The following is an 18,847-nucleotide window of genomic DNA, read 5'->3' on the forward strand; positions in this document are numbered from 1 at the left end:
CCGATGACCGACCGCAGCTATGCCACGCCGCCCGGCGGCCTGCCGCCGCAGAGCGACCTTCTGACCGGGCGGGCGGTGTTCACCGAGGCCTACGCGGTAATCCCGCGCGCGACGATGCGCGACATCGTGGTGAGCGCGCTGCCGCATTGGCGCGACACCCGGGTCTGGGTGATTGCCCGGCCGATGACGGGCTTTGCCGAAACCTTCTCGCATTATATCTGCGAAGTTGCCCCCGGCGGCGGGTCGGACCAGCCCGAGCCGAACCCGGGTGCCGAGGCGGTGCTCTTTGTCACCAGCGGCGAACTGGCGCTCGTCATCGACGGTGCCGGGCCCGAGATCATGGGGCCCGGGGGCTATGCCTACCTGCCCGCCGGTTGCGGCTGGACGCTGCACAACGCCGGCAAGGCCGCCGCCAGCTTCCACTGGATCCGCAAGCGCTACATCCCTGCCAAGGGGATCGACGCGCCGCTGCCCTTCGTCACCAACGAGGCCAGGGTCGCGCCCACGCCGATGCCCGACACCGAGGGCCGCTGGGCCACCACCCGTTTCGTCGCGCCCGACGATCTGCGCCACGACATGCACGTGACCATCGTCACCCTCCAGCCCGGCGCGGTGATCCCGTTTCTTGAAACCCACGTCATGGAACACGGGCTTTTCGTGCTCCAGGGCAAGGGCGTCTACCGGCTCAATCGCGACTGGGTCGAGGTCGAGGCCGGCGATTACATGTGGCTCAGAGCGTTTTGCCCGCAGGCCTGCTACGCCGGCGGGCCAGAGCCGTTCCGCTACCTGCTCTACAAGGACGTGAACCGGCACGCGGGCCTCGATCTCTGAGCCGCGTCGCGATCACCCGGTCTGAAATGCGCCCACCGCCCCGCGGCCAGGGCCGAGGCTGCGCATCGCCACGGTGCATACCGCCCATCTGCCCCGGGGTTGAGATTTCGATGTTCAGGGAGAACGGCTCAGTCGGGGTCACCGGGGTCTCCGCCCCGAAGACGGCGTGACCGCACCGCCGCCGTGATCGCGACATGCGTGATTGAAAAGGCGACCGCGAACGCGCCCAGAGCCAACCATGCCAGCGTGACGTTGTCTTTCAGGTAAACCCCCGCGATCACCGGCATGGCCGTCATGGGAACCAGCAACAGCGTCGTGACCGGATTGGATCGCTCCCGCTTTCCGACCCCGATCACGGCGATCTCCAGCCCGCGCCGGATCTTCTGGTGCAGGTGCATCCGATCGGGTTTCAGGACCGACTGCCCGGCAAAAAGGCGTCGGAAAATGGTATGCAAAGTGTCGGCCAGCGGCCAGAACAGGATCAGCAGGATCGACGCCGTCGACGTGTCCGGGGCGAGTTCACCCAGCCCGATTGCCAGCCAGACCAGAACATGGCCGACGCCGTAAGCCCCGGCGTCGCCCAGAAACAGGAAGGATCTGGGCCAGTTCAGCAACAGGAATCCGGCCATGGCAGCGGCCAGAAGCAGGGACAGCGCGGAAATCTGCCCAAGGTCCGCGTCCGCCGCCACGACGGCGATGCCGAGGGCCGACGAAATCACGACCACGGAGGACAAACCGTTCATCCCGTCAATCAGGTTGACCGAATGGCAATAGAACCCGGCAAACAGGACTGTGATCGCGATCGCGACCAGCGGGGTCGAGAACACCGCGCCGAGCCCCGGCAGATCGGGTTCCTGGATCCAGATGCCGAGCAGCGCGATCGCCAATGCCGCCGAAAACAGTGACGCGATGAAGCGTCCCACCGGCGAGACGAAATACCCCAGGTCCTCCGCCAGACCGGCAAGGAACACAGGGGTCGTTGCCAAGAGAAGACGGATGGTGAATTCCCCGCTCGAATGATCGCTCAGAAGAACCGACCCGATCAGGAGCCCGGCGAACACCGCGACCCCCCCGAGACGCAGCGGCTCCCCGACATGCGACGCCTGGATCGCGGACGCGTCCTTGCGGTCGCGTCCGATCCCCTCGATCGGCGCCCGCATCCGCATCAGAACAATCCCGACCACGAAGGCGATGATGAATGCCGTTGCTGCGGATGGGATCACGACGTCAAACATTCACATATCTCGGCCACATTAAACCAACGTGACGCATACTGACCTTTGCCCCTTTGCGAAACCCCAAAACGGCGCAGCGGCGGGCGCGCGCACCCTGCGGCGCAACCCCGCGTGGTCGCCGCCCGAGCGCGCGGAAGGGCCCCTTGCGCGGAGGCCAGGTCCCGGGCCGCGCCCCGGCCGAATTGCTCAGGCCGGGCGGCGGAAGGCGAGGCGCATCTGCTTTTCGGTCTCGATCAGGGCGAAGAACACCGCGCCGATGCCGACGATCATCACCCCGTCGAGGAACGGCACCGGGTGAGTGCCAAACACCGCCTGCAGCGGCGGCAGGTAGGTGATCGCGAATTGCGCCGCCACCACGATCAGCACGCAGGCCCAGACGAAGCGCGTGGCGCGCACGGCGGCCCAGGTCAGCGAGGTGGCATAGATGTTGCGGATGAAGAACAAATGGAACATCTCCAGCACCACCAGCATGTTCATCGCCATGGTCTGCGCCAGTGCCTGATCGTAGCCCTTGTCGATCGCGAAGGCGTAGACGCCAAATACCGCGCCGAGGAACAGCGTCGAGACCATCACGATATGCCAGACCAGTTCGCCGGTGAGCAGCGGCTCGTTGCGCGGGCGCGGCGGGCGGCGCATCGTGCCTTTCTCCGAAGGCTCGAAGGCGAGCGCGATGCCCAGCGTGATCGCGGTGATCAGGTTGACCCAGAGGATCTGCACCGCGGTGATCGGCAGCGCCATGCCGAGGAACAGCGCCACGACGATCGTCATCGCCTCGCCCGCGTTGGTGGGCAGGGTCCAGCTGATCACCTTCTTGATGTTGTCGTAGACCGTCCGGCCCTCGCGCACGGCGGCGGCGATCGAGGCGAAGTTGTCGTCGGCCAGAACCAGTTCGGCGGCCTCCTTGGCGGCCTCGCTGCCCTTCCGGCCCATGGCGATGCCTGCGTCGGCGCGCTTGAGCGCAGGGGCGTCGTTCACCCCGTCGCCGGTCATCGCCACGGTCAGGCCGCGCGCCTGCAGCGCCTCGACGAGCCGCAGCTTGTGCTCGGGCGAGGTGCGCGCGAAGACATCCGTGGTGAGCACCGCCTCGGCCAGATCGCCCGCGTCCATCGCCTCGATATCGGCACCGGTGAGCACGTCGTCGCTGTTCTGCAGGCCGATGCGCGCGGCAATGGCGCGCGCGGTGGCGGCATGGTCGCCGGTGATCATCTTCACCCGGATGCCCGCGGCAAGGCACTCGGCCACCGCCTTGATCGCCTCCTCGCGCGGCGGGTCGATCAACCCGACGAGGCCGATCAGCGTCAGCGTGCCCTCGAGATCGGCGGCATTGAGCACGGTCTTTTCCTGCGCAACCTCGCAGACCGCCACGGCGATCACCCGCTGGCCCTCGCCCGCGAGGTCTTCGACCCGCTCGGCCCAGGCGTCGCGGTCGAGCGGCGCGGTGCCGCCGTCCGACGCACGCTGGCCCCCGCACAGGCCCAGAACCACCTCGGGGGCACCCTTGACATGGATGCAGGCGGTGCCGTCGTGGTCATGGTGCAGCGTTGCCATGTAGCGGTGCGCGGCATCGAAGGGGATGGCATCGGTGCGCGCCCAGTCGGCGAAGGGTTCAGACCCGTCGCCGGTGATCTTGCCCGCGAGCGCCATCAGCGCGCCCTCCATCGGGTCGCCCTCGACACGCCAGCCGCTCTCGTGACCGTGCAGCGAGGCATCGTTGCACAAGGCCGCGGCCCGGGCAAACTCGGTCAGCACCGCGTGGTCGGCGGGGTTCACATCCGCATCGCGCCAGCGCACCGCGCCTTCGGGGGCATAGCCGTTGCCGCCCACCGAATAGATGTGTTCGGCGGCGGCAAGCGAGGCCACCATCATCTCGTTGCGGGTGAGGGTGCCGGTCTTGTCGGAGCAGATCACCGAGACCGAGCCCAGCGTTTCGATCGCGGGCAGGCGGCGGACGATGGCATTGCGCCGGGCCATCGCCTGTACCCCCACCGCCAGCGTGATCGTGAGCACGGCCGGCAGCCCTTCGGGAATCGCCGCGACCGAAAGCCCGACAACCGCCATGAACAATTCGCCGAATTCCATGTGGGTGACAAAGTAGCCCCAGGCCATCAGGCTGGCCGCGATGATCAGGATGAACACGGTGAGCCACCTGGCAAAGATGTCCATCTGGTGCACGAGCGGGGTGGTGAGGGTTTCCACCTGCGAAAGCAGGCCGCTGATCCGGCCGATCTCGGTTTCGCCAGCGGTGGCGACCACCACGCCCCGCCCTGCCCCGGCGGCAACGAGGGTGCCGGAAAACATCATCGGCGCGCGATCACCGAGCGGGGCATCTTCCGCCACCGCGCCGAGGGTCTTGTCGACCGGCACCGATTCGCCGGTGAGGATTGCCTCCTCGACCTTCAGCCCGCGCGCCTCGATCAGCCGCAGATCGGCCGGCACCCGGTCGCCGGCCTCGACCAGCACGACATCGCCGGGCACGAGATCGACGGCATCGACGCTCACCCGCCGGCCGTCGCGCAGCACCGCCGAGCGCGGCGCGAGCATGCCGCGGATCGCCGCCATGGCTTCCTCGGCCTTGCCTTCCTGGATGAAGCCGATGATCGCGTTGACGATCACCACGGCGAGGATCACGCCGGTGTCGATCCAGTGCGCCAGCGCCGCGGTGACGGCGGCGGCGAAGAGCAGGACGTAGATCAGCACGTTGTGGAACTGCAAAAGGAAGCGGACGATGGCGCTGCGTTTCGGCGGCTCGGGCAGCGCGTTCGGACCATAGCGCTCACGGCGCGCAGCAACCTCTACCCCGGTCAAACCCTTCGCCGTCGTCTCCAGCGCCGCGAGCGTCTCCTCGGGGGTCGCGGCGTGATAGACGGTTTGCGCCCGTGACGTGGTCATGTCAGTGCTTCCCTTCGTCTGCCTTGGCCTCGCACAAGATCGGGCAAACGCGGGTCAAGCCGTTGATGAAAGGGGATTAACCCCGCACAACAACAGCACCTGAGCGCCCGCGCCCGGCCTCGTCTTTGCGCATGGATGGTAGCGATTCCACGCATCCGGGGCCAGCGAATCCGGACCCGTCGCAACCGATTTCATCCTCGGCCCGGCGGCACCCCGGCACCCTTCGCAGGTTTCAGCGTTGGGCGGCAATCTCGGGCCCGGAACAGGGCTCGCCCGCACCCAGCCTGTCGGCGGCGCGGAAGATGTCGTCGAGCATGCAGTTGCCCTTGGTCAGGTCTTCGAGGGTAACGAGGTCCATCTCGTGGTAGAAGGCTTCGAGCGCGCGCCGGATCGCGCTGCGCAACCGGCAGGCAGTGACCAGCGGGCAGGTGTTGGTTTCGGGCGCGAAACATTCGGTGAAGGGCACGTCCGCCTCGAACAGCCGGAACACCGCGCCGATGTTGATCGACCTCGGCGGGCGCGCCAGCCGCACCCCGCCGAGCCGCCCGCGCGTGGCGTGAACGAAGCCCTTCGCGTGCAGCGCGTTGATCACCTGTGCAAGGTGGTTGGCGGAGGAATTGCAGGCCCGCGCGATATCGGCGGAGCGCACGGTTTCGCCATGATGAACGCCGCAATACATCAGCGCGCGGATCGCGAGGTTGGTTCGGGTTGTCAGGCGCAAAGGGCATTTCCTGCTGGTCGGTTTGCGACAAAGAAGCACGGCACGCACCTCTTGTAACTGATCTAGATCAGGCCACATGGGCAAGTCGATCCCTATATTCTGTATTAGGGATGCAGATTAAAACGCCGGTGAGGAGGGAAATCGCGTGGCGCGCCGCACAGCAGACCAGATCACCCGCCTCACCCTGCCCGTGCGCCGGAGCCTTCAACTTGCCGCTGCCCTCGCGGTTGCGGCGAACCTGTTGTGGCTGGTGCAGGCAGGCGCGGTGGCCTTGGCGATCGGCGGCGTGCTGGTGCCGCCGGCGTTGCTTACGCCCGCGGAGGCGGCGCTGATCTTTCTTGCCACTGGGGCACTGCGGGCCGTTTTGGGCTACATCGGCGGCGGCATCGCCTTTCGTGCCAGCGACCGGGTGATCGCGGGCCTGCGCGCCCGCCTGCTTGCCCGGGAAACCCGCGAGGGACCCGCAACGGCGGGGGACACCGGCGGCGCGGGCGCGGTGGCGGCGCTGGCGGGCGAAAAGCTCGAATTGCTCGCCCCCTATCTCACCCGCTACACCCCGGCGCGCGCCCGCGTTGCGGTGGTGCCGCTGGTGATCCTGGCCGTGGCCTTTGCCGCAAGCTGGGCGGTGGGCGTGGTGTTCCTGATCTCCGGACCGCTGATCCCGGTGTTCATGGCGCTGGTCGGCATGGCCGCGCAGGATGCCAGCGAACGGCAGATGCGCGAGGTCGGCTCGCTGAACGACCTGCTTGCCGACCGGCTCGCGGCGCTCGCAGATTTTCGCCTGCTCGGCGCGCGCCCGGCGCTGATCGCGGGCTTTGCCGACCAGGCCGAGGGGTTGCGCGCCCGCACCATGGCAGTGCTGCGGATCGCCTTCCTGTCATCGACCGTGCTGGAGCTGTTCGCCGCCATCGGGGTGGCGATGGTGGCGGTGTTCCTCGGCTTCTCGCTGCTCGGCGCGATCTCGTTCGGGACATGGGGCGCGCCGCTCTCGCCGGTGGTGGTGATCTTCCTGTTGATGCTCGCGCCCGAGTTCTACCAGCCGCTGCGCGACCTTGCCGCCGCATGGCACGACCGCGCCGCGGCGGCGGCGGTGGCCGAGGAAATCGCCGCCTGGGAGGATGCGCCGCGTGCGCCCGGCTTCGGCACCGGCGGGGCAGCCCCTGCCCTGCCCGGCCCCTTCTCGCTCACCACCCGGGGGCTGCGGATCCGGCGGGGCGATGCCCTGCTGACCCTGCCCGACATCACGCTCCACGCAGGCGAAACCCTTGCCCTCACCGGCCCCTCCGGCGCGGGCAAGACAACCGCGCTGATGGCGCTGGCCGGGCTTTTGCGCCCCGAGGCGGGCGAGATCCGGGTGAACGGGCGATTTCTCGATGACGGCACCGCCGACGGCTGGCGCACGCATCTCGGCTGGATGCCGCAGGCCCCGCATTTCCTCGACGCCAGCTTGCACGACAACGTCGCGATGGCTTCCGGAGACGATGTCGGCGCGGCACTGGACCAGGCCGGGGTGGCGCATGTCGTCGCGGCTTTGCCCGCAGGCGCGCAAACCCGGTTGGGTGAAACCGGGGCGGGGCTTTCGGGCGGCGAGGCGCGGCGGGTGACGCTGGCACGCGCGCTCCACGCCAACCCCGCCCTGCTGCTCGCCGACGAGCCCACCGCCGACCTTGACGCCGAAACCGCAAGCATCGTCGCCAAGGCGCTGATGGCGCGCGCTGCAGCGGGGATGGCCCTGATCGTCGCCACCCATGACGAGGGCCTTGCCGCCCGGCTGGACAGGACGATCGAGATCGGGGGCGCGGCATGAGACCTCTCCTTCGGATCTTCCGCCTGATGGTGCAGAGCCAGCGCAAGGCGCTGCTGCAAGGCGCGGCGCTGGCACTCGTGGTGCTGCTGATGGGGGCTGCACTGCTCGGGCTTTCGGGCTGGTTCATCACCGCCGCCGCCGCCGCCGGGCTGGCCGGCGTGGGCGCGACCTTCGACGTGTTCCGCCCGTCCGCCATGGTGCGGTTCCTCGCACTCGGGCGCACCGCGGCGCGCTACGGCGAACGGCTGACCACGCACGACGCCACGCTCCGGGTGCTGGCCGCGCTCCGGGTCCGGTTGCTCGCGCGCGCCGCCGCCCTGCCCTTCGACGCGATGGTCCGGGCAAGGCGCAGCGCGGAACTCAACCGCATCACCGCCGATGTCGACGCGCTTGACGGCATCCCGCTGCGGCTGATCCTGCCGATCGGCGCGGGACTGGCCGCGCATGGGCTGGTGTTCGGGGTGCTGTGGTGGCTGGGCGATCTGCGGGTGGCGGCGGCGATCCTCGCGATCTACCTTGCGGGCGCGACCGCGATCATGGCCTGGGCCGGGGCGCGGGCGGCGCGGCCCTCGGCCAGGGCCGAACGCGCAGCCCAGACCTTCCGCGCCCGGCTGCTCGACCTGCTGCGCGCCCGCGCCGACCTCGTGGTGCATGGCCGCCTTCCCGCCGAGACGGAGGCCGCGCGCGCCGCCGATAGCAAGCGGCGCGCGCTTCAGGCCGGGCTCGATCGCACCGGGCGGCAAGCGGGCGCGGCATTGGCACTGGTGGCGAGCACGGCGACGGCGGTGGCGCTCTGGATCGGGCTCGAGTTGGTCGACTCCGGCGCACTCACCCCGGCCCTCGCCGCCATGGGCGTGTTCACCGCGATGGCGCTGGCCGAAACTCTCGCGCCGATGCACCGGGCGGCAACCGAACTGGGCCGGATGCGCCTCGCCGCGGTGCGCATGGACCCGGTGCTCGACGCCGCGCCCGCCCCGGTCGCGCCACCCGCCCCGGCACCGATCCGATCCGCGCCGGTGCTCGTGCTCGACCGGATCGCGCTGCACCGCCCGGGCGCCGCGGCGCCGGTGTTCTCGGGGCTGTCGCTCAGGCTGGCACCCGGCGAGGTGATGGCGCTCACCGGCCCTTCAGGCTCGGGCAAGAGCACGGTCTTGCAGATTGCCGCAGGCGTGAGTGCCGCGAGCCACGGGCAGGCGCTTCTGTGCGGTCAGCCGCTCGCCGACTGGCCCGAAGCGGCGCTGCGCGAGGTCGTCACCCTGGTGCCGCAGCGCACCAGCCTCGTTGCCGGAACCCTGCGCGAGAACCTCGCGCTGGCCGCCCCCGACGTCGACGACGCCGCGCTGCTTGCCGCGCTCGACACCTGCGCGCTCAAGGCCACCTTCGCCGCGCGTGGCGGGCTCGACGCCCCGATCGGGCCCGGCGGGGCGGGGCTTTCGGGCGGCGAGGCCCGGCGGGTGGCGCTGGCGCGCGCACTCCTGCGGCGCCCGGCCCTGCTCTTGCTCGACGAACCCACCGAGGGGCTCGACCGGGCCACCGCCGAGGCCGTGCTGGCGGGCATCCGCGCGGCGCTGCCCGAAGCCGCGATCCTGATCGCCGCGCATCGCGCGGTCGAAATCGCAGCGGCGGATGGCTATCAAGCTATGACATAAAGTCACATCCACGATTCATGTTTTGAAATTTGCCCCTATCTCCATATGATCCGATCAAAAGTTGCATCCAGCATGTCACTTTGATCTTGAAACTCCGTGGCCCGGAAGGCCCCGACACAGGAGAGAGAAATGGAGTTCGGAATCGTCGAGCTGTCACGGCTGCAATTCGCCATGACAGCGATGTATCACTTCCTCTTCGTGCCGCTCACGCTTGGTCTGTCGATCATCGTGGCGATCATGGAGACGGTCTATGTCATGACCAACCGGCCGATCTGGCGGCAGATGACGAAGTTCTGGGCCACGCTGTTCGGCATCAACTTCGTGCTCGGCGTCGCCACCGGCATCACCATGGAATTCCAGTTCGGGATGAACTGGGCCTATTACTCGCACTATGTCGGCGACATCTTCGGCGCGCCGCTGGCGATCGAGGGGCTGATGGCCTTCTTCCTCGAAGCCACCTTCGTCGGGCTGATGTTCTTCGGCTGGGACAAGATGTCGAAGGTCGCCCACGCGATCGTCACCTGGCTCGTCGCCATCGGCTCGAACTTCTCGGCGCTGTGGATTCTCATCGCCAACGGCTGGATGCAGAACCCGGTGGGCGCGGAGTTCAACCCGATGACGATGCGGATGGAGATGACCTCGTTCTTCGAGGTGCTGTTCAACGAGGTGGCGCAGGCGAAGTTCGTGCACACCGTTTCGGCCGGGTACGTCACCGCGGCGGTCTTCGTGATCGGCGTGTCGGCCTGGTACCTGCTGCGTGACCGCCACATCGACCTTGCCCGCCGCTCGATCACCGTCGCCGCCGCCTTCGGCCTCGCCTCGGCGCTCTCGGTGGTGGTGCTGGGCGACGAGTCGGGCTACTCGGCCACCGACCACCAGAAGATGAAACTCGCCGCGATGGAGGGGATGTGGGACACCCACGACGCCCCGGCGGATTTCACCCTGATCGGCATCCCCGACCAGGAGGCGCGGGAGACCAAGTTCGCGATCCATATCCCCTGGGTGATGGGCATCATCGGCACCCGGTCGCTGACCGAGGAAATCCCCGGCATCAACGATCTCGAGCAGCAGGCCGAGGAACGCATCCGTTCCGGCATGATCGCCTACGAGGCGCTGATGCAGATCCGCGAAGAGCGCGAGGCGGTCGATCCGGCGGTGACGGCGACCTTCGAGGAGCATTCCGACGATCTTGGTCATGCATTCCTCTTGCGCAAATACACCGATGATCCGGCGACCGCGACGGAAGACCAGATCCTAATGGCGGCGGAAGACACCATCCCGACGGTCTGGCCGCTGTTCTGGGCCTTCCGGATCATGGTGGGGCTCGGCTTCGGCTTCATCGCCACGATGGGCTTTTTCTTCATCCGCGCCTCGTTCAAGCGGATGCAGTTCCCGCGCTGGTCGCTGCACCTCGCGGTGTGGATGATCCCGGCACCCTGGATCGCCGCCGAGATGGGCTGGTTCGTGGCCGAGTTCGGCCGTCAGCCCTGGACCGTGGACGGTGTTCTGCCGACCGCGATGAGCGTGAGCGCGCTCTCGGTCACCGAGGTGGCGATGACGCTGGCGGGCTTCGTGGCGTTCTACACCGTGCTCTTCGTCATCGAGATGGGCCTGATGCTGAAATACATCCGCAAGGGCCCGTTCCAGGATGTGAAGGAAACCGAGCAATGGATGGACGACCACGCCCGACGGCTGCGCGGCTCGACCGGTGCATCCCCGATCGCAACCCCTGCGGAGTAATGACCCATGATCCTGCATGACCTGATTTCACTCGACGTTCTGCGCGTCATCTGGTGGGGGCTGCTCGGCGTGCTGCTGATCGGCTTCGCCCTCACCGACGGATTCGACATGGGGGTGGGCGCGCTCCTGCCCTTTGTCGGCAAGACCGACACCGAGCGCCGCGTGGTGATCAACACCGTCGGCCCGGTCTGGGAAGGCAACCAGGTGTGGTTCATCCTCGGCGGCGGCGCGATCTTCGCGGCCTGGCCACCGCTCTACGCGATGAGCTTCTCGGGCTTCTACCTCGCGATGTTCCTCGTGCTTGCGGCGCTGATCCTGCGCCCGGTTGGCTTCAAGTATCGCTCCAAGCGCGAAAGTGCGCGGTGGCGCAACGGCTGGGACTGGGCGCTGTTCATCGGCGGCTTCGTCCCCGCGCTGCTCTTCGGCGTGGCGGTGGGCAACGTGCTGCAAGGCGCGCCCTTCCACCTGACCGACGACCTGTTGCCGGTCTATGAAGGCTCGGCCTTCGGCAAGCTCTTCGGGTTGCTCAACCCCTTCGCCCTGCTCGCCGGCGTGGTTTCGGCCGCGATGATCGTGATGCACGGCGCGGCCTGGCTCGGGCTGAAGGCGGAAGACCCGATCGCGGGCCGGGCGCGGCGGATCGGCCTCTGGGCCGCCGGGGTGGCGTTCATCGGCTACGCGCTTGCCGGTGTCTGGCTCGCCTTCGGCATCGACGGCTATGCCTTCGCCAGCGAGATCGTTGCCAACGGCCCCTCCAACCCGCTGTTCTCGGAGGTGGATAAAGGCGGCTCCTGGCTCGCGGCCTACGGCGAACGGCCGTGGATCGCGATCGCCCCGGCGTTCGGCTTCATCGGCATGGCGATGGCCGCCCTGGGGCTGAAGGCGCGGCGCGACATCGGCACGCTGCTGTGGTCGAAACTCGCCATTTTCGGGGTGATTTCGAGCGTCGGGCTGACGATGTTCCCGTTCATCCTGCCCTCGTCGACCGATCCGCGCTCGTCGCTCACCGTGTGGGACGCCTCTTCGTCGCACCTGACGCTCTTCGTGATGCTCGTCGTCACGGTGATCTTCATGCCGCTCATCCTTCTCTACACCGCCTGGGTCTACAAGGTGCTGTGGGGCAAGGTGACGGAAGATGACGTAACCACCGACACCGGCGCGATGTACTGAGAAAGGAAACGACATGTGGTATTTCGCCTGGCTCCTCGGCCTGCCCCTTGCCGCCGGCTTTGCCGTGGTCAACGCGATGTGGCTTGAGTTGCAGGAAGACGAGAAGCTGATGAACAAACGCCGCACACGCGACGATTGACCGCAGCGCAAGACGCCCCGCGCGCGCCTTTCACGTCCCTTTCGGCGCCCCGGGGAAAGAGGTGGCCCGGCCGCATCCACGCGGTCGGGCCATTTTCATTGAAAACAGATCACCCCTCGCGGGCGAGGGTATCGGCGATTTCCTGAAACAGCGCGTGGCTTTCCAGTGCTTCCGCTTCCGGCACCGTGCGTTGCACGAAGCCGAGATGGATCACCACGTAGTCGCCGGGCTTGGGCGGATCGCCCGCCACCAGCATCAGATCGGCCCAGCGCTCCTGCCCCATCGCGGCGCAACGGGCGCGGTGGCCGTCGATCTCCTCGATCCGCATCGGGATGGTCAGGCACATGGGGCGTGTCTCCGCTTGCCGGGGGCTGTGAACCAAGTATGCTCGCCGCCATGACAATGGACAAGACCACAATCCTGGTGCTGGGGCTGGGCAACGTGTTGCTGACCGACGAGGCGGCGGGGGTGCGGCTGGCCGAGCATGTCGGCGCGCTGCCCGAGGCCGCCGATCTCGGGCTTGAGGCGATGGATGGCGGCACCATGGGGCTCACATTGATGGTTGCCATGGAGGACGCGGACGCGATGATCGTTTGCGATTCGGCATGGCTCGGCGAGGCGCCGGGTGCCTTCAAGCTGTTTGAAGGGGCCGAAATGGACCACTTTTTACGTACCCGGGGCCGCAACCCGCACGACATCGGCCTCGACGACGTGATGGACGGTCTGCGGCTGCGCGGCGCGGTGCCCGAAAAACGGGCACTGATAGGAATTCAGCCGGAAATTCTGACGGTTGGCGAGCATATGACCGCCGCCGTGGCGGCCGCGATCCCGCAAGCGGGCGAGGCTGTTCTGGGCCTCGCGCGGCGCTGGCGAGGCTGATCGGCGCAGGCCAGACGGCACGCTTAACAAATTCATAAAATTAGATACGTGCATCTTGTTGATGCAGATCAAGTCGCCATGATCGAACGCGCGGCAATCTGCCACAAACTTACCGCCAGTCCGGTTATTCACGGCGGGGAGTGTGGGAGGGCAACCGCGTGAACACCAACGCCGAGAATCCGCACGGCCGCGAAGCGGTCGAAGTGCTGAAGTCGCATATTTCGACCGGCAATGCCCGGCCCGTGCTGCAAGAGATTCACGCCGCCCTCGACACCCTCCTTGCCACCGGCACCACCACCACCATCGACCTTGGCGCGATCCCCTTCGCCCCCGGCGACGAGCGTCTGCTCGACGAGGTGCTCGGCAAGGGCGAACTCAGCGCGACGCTGGAGGTGCTTGGCACCAGCCACGTCGAGGAAACCGGGATTCCCGGGGTTTGGCGCATAGATCATTTCGACCAGAACGGCGAGACGCTGTCGCGCTTCGTCGAGGTCACATTTCTACCCGATATTTTGAAAACGCAGCGCGCGGACGCAGAAGCAGGTCTGACGCGGCTGGCAATCCGGCTTGAAGAGCACGACAGCCGGACACATTGAAAGGAGGCACGCGATGGCGGTCAAACCCCTGCTCCCGGACCTTATGAAGGCACACGGGATCAGCCGACGAGGCTTTTTGAAGTATTGCGCCACGCTGACCTCGGCCATGGCCCTGCCTCCGATCCTCGCACCGAAAGTGGCCCACGCGCTGGAAACCACCACGCGCCCCTCGGTGATCTGGCTCAGCTTCCAGGAATGCACCGGCTGCACCGAGGCGATCACCCGCAGTCACGCGCCGACGATCGAAGACCTGATCTTCAACGTGATTTCGCTCGACTATCATCACACCCTGCAAGCCGCCTCCGGAGACGCCGCCGAACATGCGCGCGAACAGGCGATGAAGGACAACTGGGGCAATTATCTCGTGGTGGTCGATGGCTCGATCCCGATTGGCGACCCCGGCTATTCCTGCATCGCGGGCATGTCGAACCTCGACATGCTGAAGGAAACCGCCGAGGGCGCCGCCGCGATCGTGGCGGTGGGCACCTGCGCGGCCTACGGCGGCATCCCGCACGCCGATCCGAACCCCACCGGCGCGGTTTCGGTGAGCGACATCATCACCGACAAGCCGATCATCAACGTGCCCGGCTGCCCACCGATCCCGATCGTGATGACCAGCGTTCTGGCGCAGTTCCTGACCTTCGGTCTCGACAGCATCGAGGTCGACAAGCTCGGCCGCCCGAAGGCCTTCTTCGGCGAAACCATCCATGACCGCTGCTATCGGCGGCCGTTCTACGACAAGGGGATGTTCGCGGAAGGCTTCGACGACGAAGGCGCGCGCGAGGGCTGGTGCCTCTACAAGCTCGGCTGCAAGGGTCCGACCACGCGCTCGGTCTGCGCGACCGTGAAGTGGAACGGCGGCACCTCCTTCCCGATCCAGGCGGGGCATGGCTGCCTCGGCTGCACCGAACCCGATTTCTGGGACAACGGCGGGTTCTACAAGCCGCTCTCGGTGCCCGCAGGCGAGTATCGCAAGCTTGGCATCGCCGCGGTTGCGGGCGGGGCGGCGCTTGGCGTTGCCGGTGGCGCGCTGGGACGGGCCAGCAAGGCGCGCGCGGGAAAGGCGCACGAGACCGTGGATGCGCATGATCTGGAGAAGAAGTCATGAACAACCCATATTTTGACCTGTTGATGTGGGCCCGTGGCCCCGGCTTCGACATCGCGCTCACGATCATGATCGGCGGCATCCTGCTGCGGGTGGTGGAAATCGTCGTGCTCGGCCGCAAGAAGGATTTCGCCAAACCCAAGGGCAGCCCGGTGGGCCAGGGGCTGAAGACGATCTTCACCCGCTCGGTCCCGCGCAAGGGCGCGATGATGGAAGCCCCCGTCACCTACATCGGCGGCTATGTCTTCCACATCGGCTTTGCCATCGCCTTCCTGTTCCTCGGCGCGCATATCGCTCTGGTCGATGACTTGATCGGGCTGAGCTGGCCCGCCGCCAACAAGGCGCTGATCGAAACCGCGACCGCGGCGAGCGTGCTCGCGCTGATCGCATTGGCATGGACCCGGGTGAAAGACCCGGTGCGCCGCGCGCTCACCCGCTTCGACGACTGGCTGGTGCTGGTGCTTTCGGGCCTGCCGCTGGTCACCGGCTACATCGCCGTGAACCAGATCTTCGGTGACCCGACGCTGATGATGGCGGTGCACATCCTCTCGGCGGAACTGCTGATGATCGCCTTCCCCTTCACCAAGCTGATGCACGCCGTCACCTTCGCGATGGCGCGCTACTACAACGGCTCGATCCAGGGCCGGAAAGGAGCCGAATCATGACCGCGACCCTCGAACGCGGCCTCAATGCGCTGCGCGAACAGATCGACGCACCGGTGGCGAGCTTCTTCACCTCCTGCGTGAGCTGCGGCATCTGCGCGGAAGCCTGCCTGTTCTACAAGGAAACGGGCGATCCGAAATACACGCCGATCCACAAGCTCGACCTGATGCGGCGCATGTGGTCGAACGAATACACCCTGCTCGGACGGGCGAAAGCCATGCTCGGGCTGGGCAAGAAGATCACCGACGAAGATCTCACCGAATGGGAAGAGCTGGTTTATGACAGCTGCACCATGTGCGGACGCTGCACCATGGTTTGCCCGGTGGGCAACGACATCACCATGATGATCCGCAAGATGCGCGAGGGCATGTCGGCCTCGGGCCACGGGCCGCACGATCTCGTCGGTGCCGCCGAGCGCCACACCGACGGCACCTCGCCGATGGGCGATCTGACCAAGGCGCTCCTTGCCCGGGTCAAGCAGGCCAGCGCCGAGACCGGGCTGGAAATCGAGCTCGACAAGCCCGGCGTCGACTACATGCTGATCCTGTCGTCGCACGAAATCGCCTCCGGTGAAGAGATGATCGCGGCGGTGGCGCGGATCCTGCACCAGGCCGGCGTAACCTGGACGATCTCGACCGAAGGCTTCGAGGCGACCAATGTCGGCATCCAGCTCGGCAACCGTGACGTGGCGCGCAACCTCGTGTCGCGCGTGGTCAACGCCGCCGAGAAACTCGGCGTGAAGGGCGTGATCAGCCCCGAATGCGGCCACGCCTTCCAGGCGATCCGCTGGGAAGGGCCCAACCTGATCGGCCGCGAATATCCCTTCGAGGTGGTGCACATCATCGAGTTGCTCGACAAGCTTCGGGCCGAGGGCAAGCTCAAGACCAAGGGAATGGATCACGATCGCATCACCTTCCACGACCCCTGCCAGCTCAACCGCCGCGGCGGCATCAACCGCGAGCCGCGCAACCTGCTGAACATGGTCGCCGACAATTTCATCGAAACCGAGAATGCCGGCACGATGAACTGGTGCTGCTCGGGTGGTGGCGGGGTTGGGGCCAACGAACGGGCAAACGATCTTCAGGCCACCGCGTTCAACATCAAGAAGCGGCAGTTCGAAGCCGTGGCACCCGAGAAGATCGTTACCATGTGCGCCTTCTGCCATACGACGCTGGAAAACCAGCTCGAAGCGCGTGGCATGGACGATATCGAGGTTCTGGGTCTCACCGAAATGATCGGTGAATACCTGGACGACGAGGATTGAGAGGGGAGACGAGAGCATGAACAAGAGACTGGTCGTTGACCCGATCACACGGATCGAGGGGCATTTGCGCATCGAGGCGCAGATGAACGGAGGCACCATCGCCGAGGCTTATTCCTCGGGCACGATGGTGCGCGGCATCGAGATCATCCTTCAGGGCCGCGACCCGCGCGATGCCTGGGCCTTCGCCCAGCGCATCTGCGGCGTTTGCACCCTGGTGCACGGCGTTGCATCGGTGCGCGCGGTGGAGGATGCGCTCAAGATCGAGATCCCGAAGAACGCGCAGCTTATCCGCAACTTGATGATCGCGGCGCAATACGTGCATGACCACGTGATGCACTTCTACCACCTGCACGCGCTCGACTGGGTCGACGTGGTCTCGGCGCTCGACGCCGATCCGAAGGCCACCGCCGATCTGGCGTCGTCGCTGTCGAGCTATCCGAAGTCGAGCCCCGGCTACTTTGCCGACGTCAAGACCAAGCTCAAGACCTTCGTGGAACAGGGCCAGCTCGGCATCTTCGCCAATGGCTACTGGGGCCATTCGGCCTACAAGCTGCCGCCCGAAGCCAACCTGATGGCGGTGGCGCATTACCTCGACGCGCTGGAATGGCAGCGCGACGTGGTCAAGCTGCACACGATCTTCGGCGGCAAGAACCCGCACCCGAACTTCCTCGTCGGCGGTGTGCCGTCGCCGATCTCGCCCAATTCCGACGGCGGGATCAACATGGAAGACCTCGCCATCGTCTCCAGCGTGATCACCAAGATGGAGGATTTCGTCAACCAGGCCTACCTGCCTGACACGCTCGCCATCGCCTCGTTCTACAAGGACTGGGGCGCGATCGGTGAGGGCGTGGGCAACTTCCTGACCTACGGCGATTTTCCCACCGGCGCGTCGAACGATTTCTCGTCGTTCCTGGTACCGCGCGGGGTGATCCTCGATCGCGACCTTTCCACCGTGCACGAGGTCGATCTGCACGAGGAGGAGGAGATCCAGGAGTTCGTCGATCACGCATGGTACAACTACCAGGGCGGACCGGGCACGGGCCTGCACCCCTACAAGGGCGAGACCGAGTTCAACTTCACCGGGCCGAACCCGCCCTATGACCAGCTCGACATCGACAAGGGCTACTCCTGGCTGAAGTCGCCGCGCTGGAAGGGCAAGGCGATGGAGGTGGGGCCGCTCAGCCGGATGCTGATGCTCTACGCCACCGGCAACGCGCACGCCAAGGAACTGGTCGACATGACGCTCTCGACCCTCGACGTGCCGGTGACGGCTCTGTTCTCGACGCTCGGGCGCACCGCCGCGCGCACGCTGGAAACCAAGATCTACCTCGACTGGATGCGCGGCTGGTATGACGACCTCATCGCCAATATCCGCGCCGGTGATCTCAAGACCCACAACACGGAGAAGTGGGATCCGTCGACCTGGCCGAAGAAGGCCCAAGGTGCGGGCTACATGGAAGCCCCGCGCGGTGCCCTCGGCCACTGGATCGTGATCGAGGACCAGAAGATCGCCAACTACCAGGCGGTCGTGCCGACGACGTGGAACGCAGGGCCCCGCGACGCCAACGGGCTCGCCGGCCCCTACGAGGCGGCGCTCAAGGGCCACGAACTGGCCAACCCCGAGCAGCCGCTGGAGATCCTGCGCACGATCCACAGCTTCGATCCCTGCATCGCCTGCGCAGTGCACATGGTCGGTGAGGACGGCAAGGAAACGATGCAGATCAAGGTAAGCTGAAGACGGCCCGGGTTATCTGGAGGGGCGGCCTCGCGGTCGCCCCTTTTCACGCCCGGAGCGGAGGACGACATGCACGAGATGGCACTTGCCGAAAGCGTGGTGAGAATCGTCGAAGACCATGCCCGCAAGGCGGGCGCGGCGCGGGTGGTGCAGGTGCGCCTCGAAATCGGCGCGCTCAGCCACGTAGAACCCGCGGCGCTGTCGTTTTCCTTCGAGGCGGTCTCGCAAGGCTCGATGGCCGAGGGGGCGGAGCTGGTGATCGAGCGCACACCCGGCCGGGCCTGGTGCCACGACTGCATGAAACCGATCGAGATCGACCGCCTCGCCACCCCCTGCCCGACATGCGGCGGCTACAAGGTGCAGGTGACCGAGGGCGAGGAGATGCGGGTCAAGGACATGGAAGTGGCCTGAAGCCCGCCCCGCT

General features: G+C 66.7%; 17 protein-coding genes. 13 read left to right on the forward strand and 4 right to left on the reverse strand.

What is annotated here, in order from left to right:
• Nucleotides 1-3 precede the first annotated feature (3 nt).
• On the forward strand, nt 4-831 hold the full coding sequence (locus B9Y97_RS02195; protein ID WP_085525221.1) for a bifunctional allantoicase/(S)-ureidoglycine aminohydrolase: 828 nt from the start codon (nt 4-6) through the stop codon (nt 829-831).
• Nucleotides 832-959: 128 nt separating this feature from the next.
• Here B9Y97_RS02195 and B9Y97_RS02200 read toward each other — a convergent pair whose 3' ends face one another.
• The 3 genes from B9Y97_RS02200 to B9Y97_RS02210 all read right to left on the reverse strand — a co-directional run bounded on the left by B9Y97_RS02200 (nt 960) and on the right by B9Y97_RS02210 (nt 5,676).
• Nucleotides 960-2,066: an MraY family glycosyltransferase gene (locus B9Y97_RS02200; protein WP_085525222.1), complete on the reverse strand. Its 1,107-nt coding sequence runs from the start codon at nt 2,064-2,066 to the stop codon at nt 960-962.
• A 186-nt stretch (nt 2,067-2,252) separates the two neighbouring features.
• On the reverse strand, nt 2,253-4,955 hold the full coding sequence (locus tag B9Y97_RS02205; protein ID WP_085525223.1) for a cation-transporting P-type ATPase: 2,703 nt from the start codon (nt 4,953-4,955) through the stop codon (nt 2,253-2,255).
• Nucleotides 4,956-5,187: 232 nt separating this feature from the next.
• Nucleotides 5,188-5,676 (reverse strand): RrF2 family transcriptional regulator, encoded by a 489-nt coding sequence (locus tag B9Y97_RS02210; RefSeq protein ID WP_085525224.1) that lies wholly within the window; start codon nt 5,674-5,676, stop codon nt 5,188-5,190.
• Nucleotides 5,677-5,821: 145 nt separating this feature from the next.
• Between B9Y97_RS02210 and cydD the strand changes: the two genes are divergently transcribed.
• The 5 genes from cydD (at nt 5,822) to cydX (ending at nt 12,181) form a co-directional block, all read left to right on the forward strand.
• Nucleotides 5,822-7,483 carry a thiol reductant ABC exporter subunit CydD gene (gene cydD, locus B9Y97_RS02215; RefSeq protein ID WP_085525225.1) on the forward strand — a complete coding sequence of 554 codons (1,662 nt, stop codon included), beginning with the start codon at nt 5,822-5,824 and terminating at the stop codon, nt 7,481-7,483.
• Nucleotides 7,480-9,132: a thiol reductant ABC exporter subunit CydC gene (gene cydC, locus B9Y97_RS02220; protein WP_085525226.1), complete on the forward strand. Its 1,653-nt coding sequence runs from the start codon at nt 7,480-7,482 to the stop codon at nt 9,130-9,132. The genes cydD and cydC overlap by 4 nt, the downstream gene beginning before the upstream one ends.
• A 129-nt stretch (nt 9,133-9,261) precedes the next feature.
• A complete protein-coding gene (locus tag B9Y97_RS02225) occupies nt 9,262-10,872 on the forward strand; it encodes a cytochrome ubiquinol oxidase subunit I (RefSeq protein WP_085525227.1) in 1,611 nt (536 codons plus the stop codon).
• A 6-nt stretch (nt 10,873-10,878) separates the two neighbouring features.
• The gene (gene cydB, locus B9Y97_RS02230; protein WP_085525228.1) at nt 10,879-12,042 is read left to right on the forward strand and encodes a cytochrome d ubiquinol oxidase subunit II; all 1,164 of its coding nucleotides are present in this window, start codon (nt 10,879-10,881) and stop codon (nt 12,040-12,042) included.
• 13 nt (nt 12,043-12,055) lie between these two features.
• Nucleotides 12,056-12,181 carry a cytochrome bd-I oxidase subunit CydX gene (gene cydX / locus B9Y97_RS02235; protein WP_085525229.1) on the forward strand — a complete coding sequence of 42 codons (126 nt, stop codon included), beginning with the start codon at nt 12,056-12,058 and terminating at the stop codon, nt 12,179-12,181.
• Nucleotides 12,182-12,290: 109 nt separating this feature from the next.
• Here the strand turns inward: cydX and B9Y97_RS02240 are convergent, their stop codons facing one another.
• Nucleotides 12,291-12,527, reverse strand: a complete 237-nt coding sequence (locus B9Y97_RS02240) for a HypC/HybG/HupF family hydrogenase formation chaperone (RefSeq protein WP_085525230.1) — start codon at nt 12,525-12,527, stop codon at nt 12,291-12,293.
• 50 nt (nt 12,528-12,577) lie between these two features.
• On the opposite strand from B9Y97_RS02240, the gene B9Y97_RS02245 reads away from it, so the two are divergent.
• The 7 genes from B9Y97_RS02245 (at nt 12,578) to hypA (ending at nt 18,834) form a co-directional block, all read left to right on the forward strand.
• On the forward strand, nt 12,578-13,060 hold the full coding sequence (locus tag B9Y97_RS02245; protein ID WP_176224273.1) for a hydrogenase maturation protease: 483 nt from the start codon (nt 12,578-12,580) through the stop codon (nt 13,058-13,060).
• 158 nt (nt 13,061-13,218) lie between these two features.
• On the forward strand, nt 13,219-13,656 hold the full coding sequence (locus B9Y97_RS02250) for a hydrogenase expression/formation C-terminal domain-containing protein (RefSeq protein WP_176224274.1): 438 nt from the start codon (nt 13,219-13,221) through the stop codon (nt 13,654-13,656).
• Nucleotides 13,657-13,669: 13 nt separating this feature from the next.
• Entirely contained in the window at nt 13,670-14,764 is a 1,095-nt protein-coding gene (locus B9Y97_RS02255; RefSeq protein WP_085525233.1) for a hydrogenase small subunit, read from the forward strand.
• On the forward strand, nt 14,761-15,426 hold the full coding sequence (locus tag B9Y97_RS02260) for a hypothetical protein (RefSeq protein ID WP_085525234.1): 666 nt from the start codon (nt 14,761-14,763) through the stop codon (nt 15,424-15,426). Before B9Y97_RS02255 ends, B9Y97_RS02260 begins: the two co-directional genes overlap by 4 nt.
• Nucleotides 15,423-16,688 carry a (Fe-S)-binding protein gene (locus tag B9Y97_RS02265; protein WP_085525235.1) on the forward strand — a complete coding sequence of 422 codons (1,266 nt, stop codon included), beginning with the start codon at nt 15,423-15,425 and terminating at the stop codon, nt 16,686-16,688. The genes B9Y97_RS02260 and B9Y97_RS02265 overlap by 4 nt, the downstream gene beginning before the upstream one ends.
• Nucleotides 16,689-16,704: 16 nt before the next feature.
• Entirely contained in the window at nt 16,705-18,423 is a 1,719-nt protein-coding gene (locus B9Y97_RS02270; RefSeq protein WP_085525236.1) for a nickel-dependent hydrogenase large subunit, read from the forward strand.
• A 69-nt stretch (nt 18,424-18,492) separates the two neighbouring features.
• Nucleotides 18,493-18,834 (forward strand): hydrogenase maturation nickel metallochaperone HypA, encoded by a 342-nt coding sequence (gene hypA, locus B9Y97_RS02275; RefSeq protein WP_085525237.1) that lies wholly within the window; start codon nt 18,493-18,495, stop codon nt 18,832-18,834.
• Nucleotides 18,835-18,847 lie beyond the last annotated feature (13 nt).

It is taken from the genome of Maritimibacter sp. HL-12, from assembly GCF_900177545.1.
GTDB lineage: Bacteria > Pseudomonadota > Alphaproteobacteria > Rhodobacterales > Rhodobacteraceae > Sinisalibacter.